We start from the raw sequence: 16,461 nt of genomic DNA on the forward strand, positions 1-16,461 counted from the left end.
ATGAAATTTCAACAAACACTTTCACAAAAAACTATGTATGTGCAAAAAATTAGTAGATTTTTTATGTTTAGTATGTATGAGAAGTATAAAAAATTTATTCCAAAAACTAAAAATATCCAAATTATTGGCACTAATGGCAAAGGAAGTACGGGTAGATTTTTAGCGCTTTTACTTTTAGAGCAAGGATATAAAGTAGGTCATTATACAAGTCCACATATTTTTGAATTTAATGAAAGATTTTGGTTAAATGGCAAAATTGCAAGCAATGAACTTTTAGAAAAAGCGCATGAAAAACTAGAAAGTGTTTTTTTGGAAGATGTAAAAAAACTTAGTTATTTTGAATACGCTACTTTTTTAACTTTTTTTATTTTTAAAGATTGTGATTATGTGATTTTAGAAGCCGGAGTAGGTGGGGAGTATGATGCGACAAGTGTTTTTGAAATAGATTTTAGTATTTTTACTAAAATAGGATTTGATCATCAAGATTTATTAGGTAAAAATTTAGAAGAAATAGCAAGAACAAAATTAAAAGCCATGAGTGCCAAAGCTTTAATTAATCATAAGCAAGAAGCAAAAGTATTAAATTTGGCTCAAAAAATAGCAAATTTAAAACAAGCTAGTTTAAGTATCAGTTTGCTAGAAAAAAATAATTTTATTTATACTTATGTGCAAGAATATATTCAAAAGCACAATTTTGCAACTTTTTTAAAAGATAATCTTTTTTTAGCTTTAGAAGCTTTTTCTAAAATTTGTGCTAAAAATGAAAAAGAATTAATTCAAAGTATCAAAAATCTACCAAAACTTGATTTAAAAGGAAGGTGCGAACAAATAAGTCAAAATATTTTTATTGATGTAGGACATAATGAAATGGCGGCTTTAGCTTTAGTTGAAATTTTCAAGGAAAAAAAAGTTCATTTAGTTTATAATTGCTTTTTAGATAAAGATTCTTATAAAATTTTAAAGGTTTTAAAACCTATAATAAAAATAGTTGAAATTTATGATTATGAAAGTAAAGATAGACCTTTGGCGGGTTCTGTTTTGCTAGAAAATTTAGAAAAATTAGATATTGTTTATCAAAAATTTGAACAAATAAAAAAAGATGAGTTATATTTAGTTTTTGGTTCTTTTGTATTGGTAGAAAAATTTTTAAGAGGCTATAATGAAAGATAAATTTACGCTAACTATTACAGATGTAAATGGTTCTAGACATTTTTTATTAAGTCAGATTATAAAAAAAGTAATAATTTATTTTACTACTTTTGTTTTTGTTGTTATAGTTTTAGGTGCTTTATATATTAATTATCTAGCAGATAAGCGTTCAGAGCTTTTAAAAGAACAAGAAATATTATCTTCAAAGAATACTAAATTGTTTTCTCAAAATGAGAGTATGCAAAAAAGTTTAGAAGAAAAAACAGCCTTATATGATGAACTCCAAACCCAACTTGCAGATATTGAGGATAATTTAGGCTTAAAGCAAGATGAAAGTTTAGATATACCAGAAAGATTAGAAAAAGTCAAACTTACTAATGATCAAGCTTATTTATTTTTAACACAAATTCCAAATGGTCATGTGATAGAAGATAATGGAGTCACAGGTAATTTCGGATGGCGTCATCATCCTATATTAAATAAAAAAGAATTTCATCCAGGTATTGATTTAAGAGCAGCTTTAAAAACTCCTATTTATGCGCCTGCAAATGGAGTGGTTGAATACGCTGCATATAGCAATAATGGTTATGGTTACTCAGTGATTTTGATCCATAATTTTGGTTTTAAAACGGTTTATGCGCATATGACGCGTCAGGATGTTGTCAAAGCAGGGCAATTTGTAAAAAAAGGTGATTTGTTGGGTTATACAGGAAATACAGGTCTTTCTACGGGGCCGCATTTGCATTATGAGGTTAGATTTATTAATAAACTTTTAGATCCTAAGATTTTTATAGATTTAAACCGAAAAAACTATGAACAAATTTTTGAAAAAGAAAGGAGAGTGCCATGGCAATCTTTAATAAAGGCTCTATTGCTGCAGTATCCGAAACTACAGTCATTTCAAACGGAGCAAAAATAGAAGGAAAATTTTATTTTGATTCTATGCTTCATTTAGATGGAGAAATTACAGGAGTAATTAATTCTTCTAATGTGATAGTGATAGGTAAAAGTGGTGTTTTAAAAGGACAAGTTAAGGCAAGTAAAATAGTAATCAATGGAGTTTTTGAGGGAGAAATGCAAGTTGATTCTTTAGAAATTTTATCCGGCGGTGTGCTTAATGGTAATATCATAGTTAAACAATTAAGTATTGAAAATGGTGGGAAATTTAACGGAAGTAGTAAAATAATTGAAAAAGAAGAAGAGCTTGCAACTATTGATGTGAGTATAGAAAATTCAGAAAATGCAAGCTAAATTATATGAATATTTATTAAGTAATAAAACTGAGTTAATAATTTGTGAGAATGATAAAGAAGCAGATGAATTAGCTCAAGTTTGCTTATTTTTAAAATTAAAAACTTTTATTTTACCTGATTTTAGAGCAGAATTTGGTAGCGATTTACGCTCTTTTTCTAAAGAACTTTTTGAAATTTGTAAAGTATTAAATGCTTATCATAAAGAAAATGAAAATAAAATTTTAATATCTCCTATAAAAACAATTTTGCAAAAATTACCAGGTAAAAAGCATCTAAAAAACATTATTCTTAAAAGAAATTCACTTCTTGCTTTAGAGAAATTTAAAGAAGAAATTTTACATAGTGGATATGAGTTTGTAGATATAGTTCAAGATAAGGGTGAAATTTCAATACGCGGGGATATTATAGATATTTTTGCGATTAACGAAGAACAACCTTTTAGAATTTTACTTTTTTCAGATGAGATAGAAAGTATAAGATATTTTGATATACATACGCAAAAATCAATCCCTGCTGAACTCTCTAATATAGAAATTTGTCCTTTTTTGAGTGCTTTTAGTCAAGAACAATATGAAAATTTACAAGAAAAAATTCAAAATTTCCAAAGTCAAAGCATTATAAATGATGTTAATTCTTTAGGTTTTTGGTGTGTTGATGATTTTTGTGATTATTTAGATTTAAATTTTGTAAGCATAAAAAAATTTGATGTAAATGATTTTGAAGAAGATATTAGTAAAATCAATCAAAATATTTTACCCGAACCAAAATTTTATAAAGATTTGGTAAGTTCTTATAATTATGATTTTTTCACTTTTCACAAAGATAAAAAAATTATTATTTTAGCAAAAAATGAAGCTTTGTTTAAAGCTTTAAATTTACAAGAATTTTCAAATATTAAATTAAAAATATCCCAAGAAAGAATTAATTTAAGTACTCAAGATGAGCTTATCATATCTTTAAATAAAAAAGAAAAAAATAAAAGAGTTAGAAAAGCAAGTTTGGTAATAGATGAGCTTAGAGTTGGGGATTTTGTTGTGCATGAAGATTATGGTGTAGCTAAATTTTTAGGTCTTGAGATTATTGCAATAGCAGGAGCAAAAAAAGAATTTGTCGCTCTTGGGTATTTAAATAACGATAAGCTTTTATTGCCTGTTGAAAATTTATATATGATTGATAAATATATCGGTGCAAGTGGTGGCGTGCCTTTACTTGATAAGCTTGGAAAAGGAAGTTTTTTAAAAATCAAGGAAAGATTAAAAGAAAAATTATTTGCCATTGCTTCAAATATAGTTTCTTTAGCAGCGGCTAGAGCTTTGATAAAAGCAAAAGAATTAAAAATTTCTCAAGAATTACAAGATGAATTTATCAATAAGGCAGGATTTTTTTACACTAAAGATCAAAGTCAAGTTTGTCAAGAAATCACTCAAGATTTAAAAAGTATGCAGGTGATGGATAGGCTTTTAAGTGGCGATGTGGGTTTTGGTAAAACAGAAGTTGCTATGAACGCTATATTTACTTGTGTAAAAAGTGGTTATACGGCTTTATTTTTTGTGCCAACTACTTTGCTTTCAGCCCAGCATTTTAAAACCTTAAAACGAAGATTTGATTCTTTTGATATAGAGGTTTTTAAGCTAGATCGTTTTACTAGTGCTAAAGAAAAAAAACAAGTTTTAGCATTTTTAAAAGAAAATAAGCCTTGTGTAGTGGTTGGAACGCATTCTCTTTTAGGGGTTGAGTGTGAAAATTTGGGTTTAGTCGTGATAGATGAGGAGCATAAATTTGGTGTAAAACAAAAAGAAAAACTCAAGGAACTAAGTAAAAATTCACATATTCTATCTATGTCGGCAACACCTATACCAAGAAGTTTAAATCAAGCTCTTAGTTCTTTAAAATCATATAGCGTTTTACAAACTCCACCTGAGGATCGTTTGGATGTGCGTACCTTTGTTAGAGAAAGTAGTGATGCTTTGATTAAAGAAGCTATTTCAAGAGAATTAAGAAGAGCAGGACAGATTTTTTATATACACAATCATATAGCAAGTATTGATGGGTGTAAAAAATATCTTTTAGATTTGTTTCCAAATTTAAAAATTTTAATCTTGCATTCTAAAATTGATGCAAAAATTACTGAAGAAGAAATGATTAAATTCGAAAATAAAGAATATGATTTATTGCTTTGTACTTCTATAGTTGAAAGTGGTATTGATTTGGCAAATGCAAACACTATCATAGTAGAAAATTCAGATCGCTTTGGTATGGCTGATTTGCACCAACTTAGAGGAAGAGTAGGGCGTAGTGCTAAGCAAGGATATTGTTATTTTTTGATTGAAAATAAGGAAAAAATCACAAAAGATTCTTTAAAAAGACTTACGAGTTTAGAGAGTAATTCTTATTTAGGCTCAGGAAGCGTGCTTGCTTATCATGATTTAGAAATTCGTGGTGGTGGAAATTTATTAGGCGTAGATCAAAGTGGACATATAGAACAAATTGGTTATAGTTTGTATCTTAAAATGTTAGAAGATGAAATTAATAAGCTAAGTAAAAAAGAAGAAATTAAAGAGAAAAAAATAGATCTAAAGCTTAATATCAATGCTTTTTTAAATAGTGAGTATATTAGCGAAGATCGTTTGAGATTAGAACTTTACAGAAGACTTAGTAAGTGTATGAGTATTAATGAAGTTTATGAGATAGAAAGTGAGATGAATGATCGTTTTGGAAGGCCTGATATTTTTACTAAGCAGTTTTTGGATTTAATCATCATAAAAATTTTAGCTAGCAAATATTATAAATTAGTGAGCAATTATGAGCAAAATATTTGTTTTGTAAAAGATGATGAGAGCAAAGAAGTCATTAAAGCAAAAAGTAAAGACGATGATGATGTAATTGAGGCTATTTTGATGCATTTAAGAAAGAGTGAAAAAGCATGAGTGGACATGAAATTTTTAAAGCTTTAGTTAATGCAAATATTGTTTATAAAGATTTTGAATGGCTAGAAAATAATACTTTAAGTGAGTTTGAAATTTTAATTTCTGTAGTTTTAACTCAAAATACAAATTGGAAAAATGTATTGAAAGCTTTGATAAATTTAAAACAAGCAAATATTACTAAGATAGAAGATTTATCAAATTTAAATACTCAAGATTTAGCGTTTTTAATAAAGCCAAGTGGATTTTATAATACTAAGGCAAAATATATTAAAAATTTTACTCAAAAATATTTTCAATATTTTAATTCTTTTGAACTTTTTAAAGAAGAAGTTGATAGAGAATGGCTTTTGGATATTAAGGGTTTTGGTCAAGAAAGTGCTGATGGAATTTTAAATTATATATGCAAAAAAGAAGTTTTAGTAGTTGATGCTTATAGTGCAAAAATAGCTAATTATTTAGGCTATGAGTGTCAAAGTTATGATGAGTTGGCAGATTTTTTAAAAAAAGACATAGCTAAAAATCAACAAGAATTGTGTGTTTTATTAAAAAAAGAATGTAAATTATATGAGCTTTATCAAATTTTTCATGCTTTAATTGTTTCTTTTTGTAAAACACATTTTCAAGGTAAAAAACTTTCAGAGGATGGTGTGCTTATTCTAGATCCTTTAAAATTTTAAATTTATTTTTTATTTAAAAAGTTATTTTTTTACGATTAAAGTGCTATAATGTATTTAACTTCATAAAAAGGAGAAGTAATGAATATAAGTATAGTTGGAAAGCAATTTGAGCTAACTGAGTCTATAAAAGAGTATGTGGAAAAAAGCTTTGATGCTTTAAGTAAATATGGCTTAGATGTGATTTCTGCGCGTTGTGTTATAAGTGCTGATGAAAGGCATGGAAAGAAAGGATTTTGGGCTGAATTTAGCATTAATCTAGCCGGTATTAATACAGTGGTTGTAAAGCAAAAAGATAAAGACTTATATGCTGCTATAGATTTAGCTACTGATAGAATTTCTAAGGTTTTAAGAAGATTGCATGATAAAAATATTACCCATAAACATCAAGATGAGATAAAAGAAAATTTAGTATTACCGAGCTTGATTGAGGAAGATGAGATAGTTCCAACAGAACTTGAGCTATATAAGCCTTTGGAAATTGAAGAAGCATTGGAAAAATTAAAAGCAAGTAAAGATATATTTTTAGTTTTTAATGACATAGATGCAAAAATGAGGGTGTTATATAAGAAAAAAGATGGTAAATTTGGTTTATTTTAAAAAACCTAGCCTTTTTTAAAGGCTAGGTTTATTAGAAGAGTTTGTTAAAAATTTTATCTATTGCTTGATCTACTTTTTTACCTGTATTTTTAGCACCATCACTAGCATTTCCGCCTATTGTATTAACAATGGAATTTACAACACTTTTTGTATCAAGACTTACTTTAGGATCTTGTGTTGTTCCTTTTATAGTACCTTTGAAGTTTGCTCTATCAATGACGATATTAAAAGGAATATTTAATTTGGTACTTTTTGTATCAACCTTACCTTTGCTAATATTTATATTGCTTCTATCAGCCACTAGGTTTAAATTTAAATCTATAAGATTTTTGTTGATGTTTATTTTGGCTTCACCGTTGCGATATACATCTTGAGTGATATCTTTTTGTAAAAGTAACATTAAAGCACCTGTGATAAGATTTTTCTTAAGTTGCCCATCGGCTAAATTCATTAGCACTACACCACTTTCTTTTAAAAGATTATAATCAATGCTTAAATTTGATTTTGCTTGGTAATAATCAGGTAAATCTAAGCTTTGAGTTAAATTTGAAAGATCGGTATTTTGCATTTTAGCGTTAAAAATATTATTTTTTAAAGTGGCATTTAATGAGCCGTTAAATATATTTTTACTATTAATACTTGCATCTATTAAAGCGTTTTTAAAATCAAATTTTCCTTCAAAATCAGCCTTGCCTTTTAAGTTTCTATCAACTAAAAATCCTAGCTTAGAAAAATCTTGCAATGATATATTATAAGTGCTTACTAGAGCCATTTGATTAAGATCAAATTTACCTTTTAATGAATTAATATTTGCAAATGAACTTAGAACTTTAGCGTTAAAATCAATGATTGATTTAGAAATTTTTCCATCAAGATTGATTTTTGCTGAAGTATTCTTTGGAAATTTTTTCTCTAAAAGCTTGGATAATTCTACTTCATTAAAAGAAGAATTAATATTTGCTTTAAAATCACCATTAATATTGTTAAAATCAAGTGACTTTAAGTCAATATCTGCATTTACATCACCAAATGCTAAAACTTTTTGTCCTATCAAAGGAAAAAGTTGTTCTAATTTTATATTATCAATCTTTGCTTGTAAACTTTTTCCATTGGATTTTGCATTGATAAGCCCTTGCATGATTTTAATATTTGCATCAAGATTTTGAATTTGATTTGACTTAAGATCAACTTTGGCATCTAAATTTAAAGGTCCATTGAGATCTTGTTTGGTTAAAGGTTTTAATTTGTTAAGATTATCCACAAAAGCACTAATTTGTACGTTTAAATCTTTGTTTGTAAGGTTATATGAACCTTTTAGTTGAGGTATTTTTGCTATGTTTGAATCAAGTAAAGCTTCATAATCAATCAAAGAATTTTTCGCATTTGCTTTAGCTTGTAAGTTAAAATTTATTTTTGGAAAATCAAGATTGCTTAGTTTTTTAAATTCCATAACATTTATATTTGCATTGTTTAACCTAGTGTTTAGATTGAAATTTTTAAAATCAAGCCCTTGTGCTTTTAAATCTAAAACTAATTTAGAATTAATAAAAGCAGGTATGGATATGGTTTTTAAAAGTTCTGCTACTTCTATATTAGTTGTATTGATATTAAGATTATTATTTTCTAAAACAGCTTTTAAGTTACCACCAAATCCAAGTAAGTCAGCATCTAATTTTTGCAATTGATTGTTTGCAAAAATTAAATTACCTTGAATTTGACTTTTACCTTGGAGTTTCATTTTGGCTAGAGATGAAAATTGATTAAAATCATCTATTTTGATATCAAAATCACTAGTTAAGCTTTGTTTTGCTATATCATAAATGCTTTTTTGTGTATAAAGTTTGAAGAAGTTGCTTAAAATTTCACTTTTAGAAATAACTTCATTGCTTTGGATTAAAGATCTTATTTCACCTTTTATATAGCTTTGTTTTGGTAAGCTTAGATTAAAATCTTTTTCAATTAGAGTATTGTTGATAGAACTTGTGTAAAAATTAATCAAAGCATTACCATTTGGTTTTAAATCTTTAGCTTGTATATCACTTATAATACTAATTTTTCCTTGAGCATATCTTGGTAGATTAGCAAAATCTAAAATTTGAGCCAAATCTATATTTTTACCAATAAATTCAAGATTTATAGGAGAAAAATCAACAATTTTTGCATCTAAGCTAAGATTAGAATCAAACAAAAATCCATTGCCTTTTACTGAAAAATTACTACTTTTACCTATAACATTGCCCTTAAATGTAAAATCTTTATCGCTTTTTAAGCCAAGTTCTTGAATATAATTTTGTTTGAATCCTAAAAGATAGTTTAAATCAAATCCTAGTCTTAAAGGTGATATACCACCTTCTATGTTAGCAAAAAATTTATCATCAATATTTGCTTTAATGTCAAGTTGTGAAAAACTAATTTTAAAATTTTCAAATTTAACATTCATACCACTTTTTTGAGCAATAATCGTTTCGATTCTTGGCTTTAAAAAAGCATTACCCATGCTTGTAAATAATAATGTATATATAGCTAGAAATGCTATACACACTACACCTAAAAGAATGTAAAGAATTTTTTTCATGAGAAACCTTTATAATAATATATCATATAAATTTAGTGATATAGACTAAACTTATATGATATATTTTACTTAATTTATTGACAATTAACTTTCTTTAATGTATAATTCTATCACTCAAAAACAAAGAGTGCTAAAAATGGCACATTTTAGAAAGGATAAAAAATGAATTTTCAACCTCTAGGAAAGCGTATTTTAGTAAAACGCTTAGAAGAAATGAAAACTACTGCTTCTGGGATTATTATACCAGATAATGCTAAAGAAAAACCATTAAATGGTGAAGTTGTTGCAGTAAGCAAAGAAATAGAAGATATTAAGGTAAATGATAAAGTAATGTTTGCAAAATACGGTGGAACTGAAATTAAACTTGATAATGAAGAGTATTTAGTTCTTAATGTTGAAGATGTTTTAGGGATTATTAAATAAAAAAGGATAAAAAATGGCAAAAGAAATATTTTTTTCAGATGAAGCAAGAAATAAACTTTATGAAGGTGTTAAAAAACTTAATGATGCTGTAAAAGTCACTATGGGGCCACGCGGTCGTAATGTATTAATCCAAAAAAGTTTTGGTGCTCCAACTATCACAAAAGATGGTGTGAGTGTAGCTAAAGAAGTGGAATTAAAAGATTCTTTAGAAAATATGGGTGCTTCTTTAGTTAGAGAAGTAGCTAGTAAAACAGCTGATCAAGCAGGCGATGGAACAACAACAGCAACAGTTTTAGCGCATGCTATTTTTAAAGAAGGTTTGAGAAATATTACAGCAGGTGCTAATCCTATCGAAGTTAAAAGAGGTATGGATAAAGCTTGCGAAGCTATAGTAGCTGAACTTAAAAAACTTTCTCGTGAAGTTAAAGATAAAAAAGAAATAGCTCAAGTTGCAACAATTTCTGCGAATTCAGATGAGAAAATCGGAAATTTAATCGCTGATGCTATGGAAAAAGTTGGAAAAGATGGTGTTATCACTGTTGAAGAAGCAAAATCAATCAATGATGAATTAAATGTAGTTGAAGGTATGCAATTTGATAGAGGTTATTTAAGCCCATATTTCATTACAAATACTGAAAAAATGACAGCTGAATTGCAAAATCCTTTTATTTTGTTATTTGATAAAAAAATTGCCAACTTAAAAGATTTATTACCAATTTTAGAACAAATTCAAAAAACAGGAAAACCACTTTTAATTATAGCTGAAGACATTGAAGGCGAAGCTTTGGCAACTTTAGTTGTAAATAAATTAAGAGGTGTTTTAAATATTTCAGCAGTTAAAGCTCCTGGCTTTGGCGATAGAAGAAAAGCTATGCTTGAAGATATTGCTATTTTAACAGGTGGTGAAGTGATTTCTGAAGAGCTTGGAAGAACTTTAGAAAGTGCTAGTATTCAAGATTTAGGTCAAGCTTCAAGCGTGATTATTGATAAAGACAATACAACTATTGTAAATGGCGCAGGTGAAAAAGCAAATATTGATGCAAGAATTAACCAAATCAAAGCTCAAATTGCTGAAACAAGTTCAGATTATGATAGAGAAAAATTACAAGAAAGATTAGCTAAATTAAGCGGTGGTGTAGCGGTGATTAAAGTTGGTGCGGCTACTGAAACTGAAATGAAAGAGAAAAAAGATAGAGTTGATGATGCATTAAGTGCTACAAAAGCTGCAGTTGAAGAAGGTATAGTAATAGGTGGTGGCGCTGCATTAATCAAAGCAAAATCAAAAATCAGCTTGAGTTTGCAAGGCGATGAGGCTATTGGTGCAGCTATTGTAGAAAGAGCATTAAGAGCACCTTTAAGACAAATTGCTGAAAATGCTGGATTTGATGCTGGTGTAGTTGTAAATACAGTAGAAAATAGTAAAGAAGAAAATACTGGTTTTGATGCTGCAAAAGGTGAATATGTAAATATGCTTGAAAGCGGTATTATCGATCCTGTTAAAGTAGAAAGAGTAGCCTTGCTTAATGCGGTATCAGTAGCTAGCATGCTTTTAACAACTGAAGCTACAATTAGCGAAATTAAAGAAGACAAACCTGCTATGCCTGATATGAGTGGCATGGGTGGTATGGGAGGCATGGGTGGTATGATGTAATAACCGCCTTTATATTCTTTAGCTTTCTTTATAGAGTTGCTTTTTGTAGCAACTCTTTTAAATTCTTTCATATTTTTTCATACTCGTTTTATTTTGTTATAATAGATGTAAAATTATAAGGATTTTACATGAAAAATTTACAAGAAGAGCAATTTTCTAACTCAAAATATATTAAACCTAAAAGATATACTTATATAGGTAAAGATAACAAAAAATACACTTGGGATTTTATAGAAGCATTAGATAGTGTTTCTGTTTTTTTATATCATACTCAAAAAGATTCTTTTGTTTTTGTAAAGCAATTTAGAATTCCTTTATGGGATTATCAAAAACGCAATAACTTAAATTTAAACGAGATGGGGTTTAGTATAGAGCTTTGTTCAGGTCTTGTTGATAAAGATTTGAGTTTAGAGGAAATAGCTAAAGAAGAATGTATTGAAGAACTAGGTTATGCTCCTAAGGTTGTAGAAAAAATAGGGGAATTTTATACAGGTTTTGGTTCAGGTGTTAGTAGACAATTTTTATTTTTTGCTGAAATTAATGAAGATGATAAAATTGGTAATGGTGGTGGAATTGAGGGAGAAGATATCCAAGCAGTATGGATAAAAAGAAAAGATTTTGAAAAATTTTCTAAAGAAAATCCTATAAAAACTCCTTTACTTGAGTATGCGTATTTGTGGTTTAAGGGTAAGAATTAATCTTACCTCTTTTTATTTTTCCTCTTTATTTTCAATATTTAGATCTTTTTCATCAAGCATTTCTTTAAAGATTCCAAATAAATCTTCAGAAGCCTTTTCAGCATTAGAGCATTTATCTAAAATTTGATTTTGTACTAGTTTATCACTTGTATCTTCATTATGTGCTAAAGCAACGGCTTGGTTCATATTTTCATGTACTTTTTGATGTGGTAAATTTAACTTACCAAAAGCTCTTCCGCCAGAAAATCTTTCCTTACCAATACCAGCAATCCATTTTGCAAGTCTGCAACTTAAATGATCAGATAAAGTTTTTCCTGAAGCATGAATAATTTCATTATATCCATTTAATTTAAATGCAATATGATCTAGTTTTGCTAGTGATATGAATATTTCAGAGGTAATGCTTTTAGCGTGAGAACTAGTTGAATTTGCATTAGAAATTAATTGAGCAAAATTACTAGAGAATTTTACTATATGCTCATTAGATTCTAATGATACTTTTTCTACTTGTTCACTTTGTCCATACATCTCATCAGCATTTTGTTTTAATAGGTTAATATTTAATTCTACTTCAGAAGTTGCTTTTTGTGTTTTTTCAGCAAGTTTTCTTACTTCATCAGCAACAACAGCAAAGCCTCTGCCGTGTTCTCCTGCTCTAGCAGCTTCGATTGCGGCATTTAGTGCTAAAAGATTGGTTTGATCGGATACATCTTTGATTAAGTTAATAACATTAGTGATCTCATCAACGCTGCGGTGTAAATTTCCCGCTGTATCTCTTGAGCGATTAGCTGATTCTATAATGCTTTGAAGTGAAGATATGATAGAGTGAGTTATTGAATTTAACTCTTGCATATCTTTTAAAGAGGAATCGGAATATTGAGAAATCATTTCCGCTTTATTAACATTTTCCTGCATATCACTTTGAACATTTGCAATACCTTTTAAAACACCATTTAATAGCATTTCCAAAAGATTTGTTTCAAGTTCAGTTTTTCCGCAATTTCCTTGAAGTTGTTTTTCATAATTTTTAATTAATTCTTGTTTTTCTGAAAGAAGTCTTTTGTTTTCTTCTTCTAGTTCTTTGATTTTATTTTGTAAATTTTCAAAGTCTTGTGATAATTGACTTTTTTTCCCAAACATATTTAATCCTTAAAAGTTAAAAAAATCGGTAGAAATTATTTTTTATAATTTGATAAATAAGTATTTAATTCATCCTTTAATTTTAACTTTTCTTTCTTTAGATTTGCTATTTCTAAGCTATCTAGATGAATTCTACCTTCTTCTGCATCTTTGATTTTGTGATCAAGTTTGTTGTGCTCTTCAAACAACTTATCAAAATGCATATCCTTGCCTTTTAACTCGGTGATTAAATCCCTAAATTCATGTAGCATGTAAGCCTCCTTTTTTTGAAATTTTATTGTTATTGATTATAGCTTAAATAAGTTAAATGTATTTTAACTCGTCAGGTTTTTGTTTATTTTTAATGATCTTTTTAGCTATTTTTATACTATCTGCTGTACCAACGATTAACAATTTTGCACCAGTGCCTATTAAAGTGTCTCCTCTTGGCATAGGGGTAAATTTTTTATTTTCCAAAATTCCTACTATGCTAACATTTACCATATCTCTTAAATGGATTTCTTTTAGTCTTTTAAATCTCACCCATGACTCGTCAGGAATTTTAACCTCTTCTAAATCAATAGGGCTATTTTTTTTGTAAAGATAATTTTCTAATAAATTTTCCATATCAGGTCTTGCTGACATAGCACTAAGTCTTTGTGCGACCAATTTTGTAGCAGAAACTATGGAATTTGCTCCAAGTTTTTTGAGTTTTTCAGTTTCGTCTTCATTGCTTGAGCTAGCTAGTATAAAATAAGGATTGATTCTTTGTAATTCTTTTTCAAACAATCTCACTGAAGCAATGATGGCTATATTATCTGCTATGTTATTGCTAAGAGTAATTACACCTTTTGCGCTAGAAAGATTGGTCTTTAAAAAGGCTATATTTGTATGTGGGGCACTTTCTATATAATAAGGATAATTATATTTTTCAGCTATCTCGCTAAAATTTTCTATTTCATCAACAACAACAAAAGGAATGTGATTTTCTTTGAATTGCTGTGCTAGTTCTATGGTAAAATCATTGTGATAGCATATTACAAAATGATTTTTTAATCTTGCAACTTTATGAAGCATTCTTCTCTCCTTGATTATTTTAGACAAGATTCCTTTTTTTACTATTTCTATCACTAAACCCATGCAAAAAGTAAATATTGTAAAAGTTAATAACACATATATAACGGTAAAAATTCTACCCGCTGTTGGTATGGGATTGACTTCAGTGTAGCCTAAAGTGGTAAATGTCATACCAGCTTGGTAAATAGCATCATTGAGATTATAATTACTTGTAAGCATATAACCAAAAGCTCCAATTAGTGTCATTATTACGACAGCAATAAGAGGGATTCTTAAAAATCTAAGCTGCTCGTAAAGCTCGTCATTGAGGTTGATTGAAGGTTTTGGAGAGGGGGACCAATTGAGGAATTTTTGTAGCTTTTTCAAAAAAGACATAATAATTCCTCGTTTATATTAAGGATTATTTGCTACTCTGTTTTTTAAGTGTTCTTAAAGTTGAAGCAGCAACTCTAACTTTTCTAGTAGTTCCATCTTCTAAAGTAATACGAACTGTTCTTAAATTTGGCAAAAAGCGTCTTTTAGTTTTGTTGTTAGCATGGCTAACATTGTTACCTACCATAGGTCCTTTTCCTGTAATTTGGCAAATTCTTGACATAAATTTTTCCTTATGAAATAAAAATAATTTTTAGCATTATATCTAAAGCAAGCTTAAAAAAATCAAATATTATTAAAAATACATAAAGAAAATTTGATAATAAGTATGATAAAATTATTTTTTATTTTATTGGAGATATATAATGTATGTAGCGCCAAGTTTATTGTCTGCAAATTTTTTAAACTTAGAAAATGAGATTAAAGAAGTATCTCAAGCGGGAGCTGATTTGTTGCACATTGATGTGATGGATGGACATTTTGTGCCAAATCTTACTTTTGGTCCTTGTGTGATTGAAAATATTTCAAAAATTACTTCAGTACCTTTAGATGTGCATTTAATGGTGCATAATGTTAGTAGTTTTGTAGATTTATTTATACCTATAAAACCAAAATTTATTAGTTTTCATTTAGAAGCTGAAAACCATCCTATTAGGGTGTGTGAGTATATAAGAAAAAACGGCATTCATCCTGCTATTGTATTAAATCCACATACTCCAGTTTCAAGCATAGAACATATTTTAGAATTTGTAGATATGGTGCTTTTAATGAGTGTTAATCCAGGCTTTGGCGGGCAAAGTTTTTTACCTTTGGTGTATAATAAAATTCGCCAGTTAAGAGAAATGATAGATAGGAAAAATCTTAAAGTTTTTATAGAGGTTGATGGTGGGATAAATGGCTTAAATGCACCTGATTTGGATGAAGCAGGAGCTGATATTTTAGTCGCGGGTAGTTATATTTTTTCTTCGCAAGATAAAAAAACAGCAATTAATTCTTTAAAGCTTGAATTTTGAGCCAACAACAAATCGATGATTTAATCATCAAACTAAGCAAAGAAAATAAACCTTTTCCTTGGGTTTTAAAAGAACTTGCAAAAATAGAAGAATTAAACCACTATGATTTTGATTTATATATTTTTGAGCTTTTAGGACTAGGGGTAGAGCTTAATGCACAAAATTGTTTGTGTTTAAAAAGTAAAAATACAAAAATAAAAGATGAGATATTTTGTGTTGTAGATATTGAAAGTACTGGCGGGATAAAAAGTGGTCAAATTTTAGAAATAGGTGCTGTAAAAATTCAAAATTATAAAGAAATTGATAGATTTGAGAGTTTTGTAAAAGTAGAAAGCATACCTGAAAATATTACAGAATTAACCGGGATTAGTTTAGATATGGTAGAAAATGCTCCTTCTTTGAAAGCTGTGTTAAATGATTTTAAGTTATTTTTAAAAGATAGCATTTTTGTAGCACACAATGTGCGTTTTGATTATCATTTTATATCTAAAGCTATGTATGAAAATGATTTTGGAGTGCTTTTAAATAGAAGATTGTGTACTATTGATTTAGCTAAAAAATGCATTGAAAGTCCCAAATACGGCCTTGATGCTCTAAAAGAGTTTTTGTGTATTGAAAGTAAGCATCATAGAGCCTTAAGTGATGCTTTGGCTGCAAGTGAAATTTTAAAATACTGTCTTAAAAAAATTCCTTTTTACATTAAAACTACTGAAGAATTGTTACATTTTAGCAAGCAAGCTAAAAATCAAACAAAAAAATAAACTTTGTTTTGTATTTATTGCTATACTTCTTTTGCATAAATGACGGGAGCTTGTGATACAGGCTGAGAGTAAGCTAAAAGCTTAGACCGCACCAGAACTAGGTAATGCTAGCGTTGGGATAATTTATCAACTACTCACATACCCTTCATTTATCCAAATTTATTTCAAG

At 28.4% G+C, this 16,461-nt stretch carries 16 protein-coding genes, 1 pseudogene and 1 riboswitch; of the genes and pseudogenes, 11 read left to right on the forward strand and 6 right to left on the reverse strand.

What is annotated here, in order from left to right:
• The 6 genes from CAMP5063_RS02380 to hpf all read left to right on the forward strand — a co-directional run bounded on the left by CAMP5063_RS02380 (position 1) and on the right by hpf (position 6,603).
• Positions 1–1,170 carry a Mur ligase family protein gene (locus CAMP5063_RS02380; RefSeq protein ID WP_337194751.1) on the forward strand — a complete coding sequence of 390 codons (1,170 nt, stop codon included), beginning with the start codon at positions 1–3 and terminating at the stop codon, positions 1,168–1,170.
• The gene (locus CAMP5063_RS02385) at positions 1,157–2,068 is read left to right on the forward strand and encodes a M23 family metallopeptidase (RefSeq protein WP_243705623.1); all 912 of its coding nucleotides are present in this window, start codon (positions 1,157–1,159) and stop codon (positions 2,066–2,068) included. The genes CAMP5063_RS02380 and CAMP5063_RS02385 overlap by 14 nt, the downstream gene beginning before the upstream one ends.
• Positions 1,996–2,400 (forward strand): bactofilin family protein, encoded by a 405-nt coding sequence (locus tag CAMP5063_RS02390; RefSeq protein WP_263660127.1) that lies wholly within the window; start codon positions 1,996–1,998, stop codon positions 2,398–2,400. Before CAMP5063_RS02385 ends, CAMP5063_RS02390 begins: the two co-directional genes overlap by 73 nt.
• Entirely contained in the window at positions 2,390–5,329 is a 2,940-nt protein-coding gene (locus CAMP5063_RS02395) for a DEAD/DEAH box helicase (RefSeq protein ID WP_337194752.1), read from the forward strand. Before CAMP5063_RS02390 ends, CAMP5063_RS02395 begins: the two co-directional genes overlap by 11 nt.
• Positions 5,326–6,006, forward strand: coding sequence for an endonuclease III domain-containing protein (locus CAMP5063_RS02400; RefSeq protein ID WP_263665244.1), 681 nt, complete (start codon positions 5,326–5,328; stop codon positions 6,004–6,006). Before CAMP5063_RS02395 ends, CAMP5063_RS02400 begins: the two co-directional genes overlap by 4 nt.
• 78 nt (positions 6,007–6,084) lie before the next feature.
• Positions 6,085–6,603 (forward strand): ribosome hibernation-promoting factor, HPF/YfiA family, encoded by a 519-nt coding sequence (gene hpf, locus CAMP5063_RS02405; protein ID WP_263665243.1) that lies wholly within the window; start codon positions 6,085–6,087, stop codon positions 6,601–6,603.
• Between the two features lie 31 nt (positions 6,604–6,634).
• Here hpf and CAMP5063_RS02410 read toward each other — a convergent pair whose 3' ends face one another.
• Positions 6,635–9,178 carry a hypothetical protein gene (locus CAMP5063_RS02410; RefSeq protein WP_337194753.1) on the reverse strand — a complete coding sequence of 848 codons (2,544 nt, stop codon included), beginning with the start codon at positions 9,176–9,178 and terminating at the stop codon, positions 6,635–6,637.
• A gap of 162 nt (positions 9,179–9,340) precedes the next feature.
• On the opposite strand from CAMP5063_RS02410, the gene groES reads away from it, so the two are divergent.
• The 3 genes from groES (at position 9,341) to CAMP5063_RS02425 (ending at position 11,950) form a co-directional block, all read left to right on the forward strand.
• Positions 9,341–9,601 (forward strand): co-chaperone GroES, encoded by a 261-nt coding sequence (gene groES / locus CAMP5063_RS02415; protein ID WP_039626536.1) that lies wholly within the window; start codon positions 9,341–9,343, stop codon positions 9,599–9,601.
• Between the two features lie 13 nt (positions 9,602–9,614).
• A complete protein-coding gene (groL, locus tag CAMP5063_RS02420; protein WP_263659042.1) occupies positions 9,615–11,252 on the forward strand; it encodes a chaperonin GroEL in 1,638 nt (545 codons plus the stop codon).
• A gap of 128 nt (positions 11,253–11,380) precedes the next feature.
• Positions 11,381–11,950, forward strand: coding sequence for an NUDIX domain-containing protein (locus tag CAMP5063_RS02425; RefSeq protein ID WP_133318718.1), 570 nt, complete (start codon positions 11,381–11,383; stop codon positions 11,948–11,950).
• A gap of 12 nt (positions 11,951–11,962) precedes the next feature.
• On the opposite strand, the gene CAMP5063_RS08510 is transcribed toward CAMP5063_RS02425, so the two are convergent.
• From CAMP5063_RS08510 to rpmB, 5 genes and pseudogenes are all read right to left on the reverse strand, one after another.
• Positions 11,963–12,424 carry a CZB domain-containing protein gene (locus tag CAMP5063_RS08510; RefSeq protein WP_412175450.1) on the reverse strand — a complete coding sequence of 154 codons (462 nt, stop codon included), beginning with the start codon at positions 12,422–12,424 and terminating at the stop codon, positions 11,963–11,965.
• Positions 12,410–12,694: pseudogene (locus tag CAMP5063_RS08515) on the reverse strand (methyl-accepting chemotaxis protein); the annotation flags it as partial. The pseudogene CAMP5063_RS08515 and the gene CAMP5063_RS08510, both read right to left, overlap by 15 nt.
• 431 nt (positions 12,695–13,125) lie before the next feature.
• Positions 13,126–13,341: a YdcH family protein gene (locus CAMP5063_RS02435; RefSeq protein WP_133318720.1), complete on the reverse strand. Its 216-nt coding sequence runs from the start codon at positions 13,339–13,341 to the stop codon at positions 13,126–13,128.
• Positions 13,342–13,393: 52 nt separating this feature from the next.
• On the reverse strand, positions 13,394–14,521 hold the full coding sequence (locus CAMP5063_RS02440) for a potassium channel family protein (protein ID WP_337194754.1): 1,128 nt from the start codon (positions 14,519–14,521) through the stop codon (positions 13,394–13,396).
• A gap of 25 nt (positions 14,522–14,546) precedes the next feature.
• Entirely contained in the window at positions 14,547–14,741 is a 195-nt protein-coding gene (gene rpmB, locus CAMP5063_RS02445) for a 50S ribosomal protein L28 (protein ID WP_012661734.1), read from the reverse strand.
• A gap of 142 nt (positions 14,742–14,883) precedes the next feature.
• On the opposite strand from rpmB, the gene rpe reads away from it, so the two are divergent.
• Together rpe and CAMP5063_RS02455 are read left to right on the forward strand one after the other, a co-directional pair.
• Positions 14,884–15,531, forward strand: coding sequence for a ribulose-phosphate 3-epimerase (rpe, locus tag CAMP5063_RS02450; RefSeq protein ID WP_337194755.1), 648 nt, complete (start codon positions 14,884–14,886; stop codon positions 15,529–15,531).
• A complete protein-coding gene (locus tag CAMP5063_RS02455; protein WP_133318723.1) occupies positions 15,528–16,292 on the forward strand; it encodes a 3'-5' exonuclease in 765 nt (254 codons plus the stop codon). The genes rpe and CAMP5063_RS02455 overlap by 4 nt, the downstream gene beginning before the upstream one ends.
• 32 nt (positions 16,293–16,324) lie before the next feature.
• A riboswitch (TPP riboswitch) is annotated at positions 16,325–16,428 on the forward strand.
• Positions 16,429–16,461 lie beyond the last annotated feature (33 nt).

Origin of the sequence: Campylobacter sp. RM5063 (assembly GCF_024723655.1) — a bacterium.
Classification (GTDB): Bacteria; Campylobacterota; Campylobacteria; order Campylobacterales; family Campylobacteraceae; genus Campylobacter_D; species Campylobacter_D lari_D.

Coding starts and splice junctions, on each gene's coding strand:
- CAMP5063_RS02390 (WP_263660127.1), top strand. CDS start 1,996: ATGGCAATCTTTAATAAAGGCTCTATTGCTGCAGTATCCGAAACTACA.
- rpe (WP_337194755.1), top strand. CDS start 14,884: ATGTATGTAGCGCCAAGTTTATTGTCTGCAAATTTTTTAAACTTAGAA.
- hpf (WP_263665243.1), top strand. CDS start 6,085: ATGAATATAAGTATAGTTGGAAAGCAATTTGAGCTAACTGAGTCTATA.
- CAMP5063_RS02380 (WP_337194751.1), top strand. CDS start 1: ATGAAATTTCAACAAACACTTTCACAAAAAACTATGTATGTGCAAAAA.
- CAMP5063_RS02395 (WP_337194752.1), top strand. CDS start 2,390: ATGCAAGCTAAATTATATGAATATTTATTAAGTAATAAAACTGAGTTA.
- CAMP5063_RS02425 (WP_133318718.1), top strand. CDS start 11,381: ATGAAAAATTTACAAGAAGAGCAATTTTCTAACTCAAAATATATTAAA.
- CAMP5063_RS02440 (WP_337194754.1), bottom strand. CDS start 14,521: ATGTCTTTTTTGAAAAAGCTACAAAAATTCCTCAATTGGTCCCCCTCT.
- CAMP5063_RS02435 (WP_133318720.1), bottom strand. CDS start 13,341: ATGCTACATGAATTTAGGGATTTAATCACCGAGTTAAAAGGCAAGGAT.
- rpmB (WP_012661734.1), bottom strand. CDS start 14,741: ATGTCAAGAATTTGCCAAATTACAGGAAAAGGACCTATGGTAGGTAAC.
- groES (WP_039626536.1), top strand. CDS start 9,341: ATGAATTTTCAACCTCTAGGAAAGCGTATTTTAGTAAAACGCTTAGAA.
- groL (WP_263659042.1), top strand. CDS start 9,615: ATGGCAAAAGAAATATTTTTTTCAGATGAAGCAAGAAATAAACTTTAT.
- CAMP5063_RS02400 (WP_263665244.1), top strand. CDS start 5,326: ATGAGTGGACATGAAATTTTTAAAGCTTTAGTTAATGCAAATATTGTT.
- CAMP5063_RS02410 (WP_337194753.1), bottom strand. CDS start 9,178: ATGAAAAAAATTCTTTACATTCTTTTAGGTGTAGTGTGTATAGCATTT.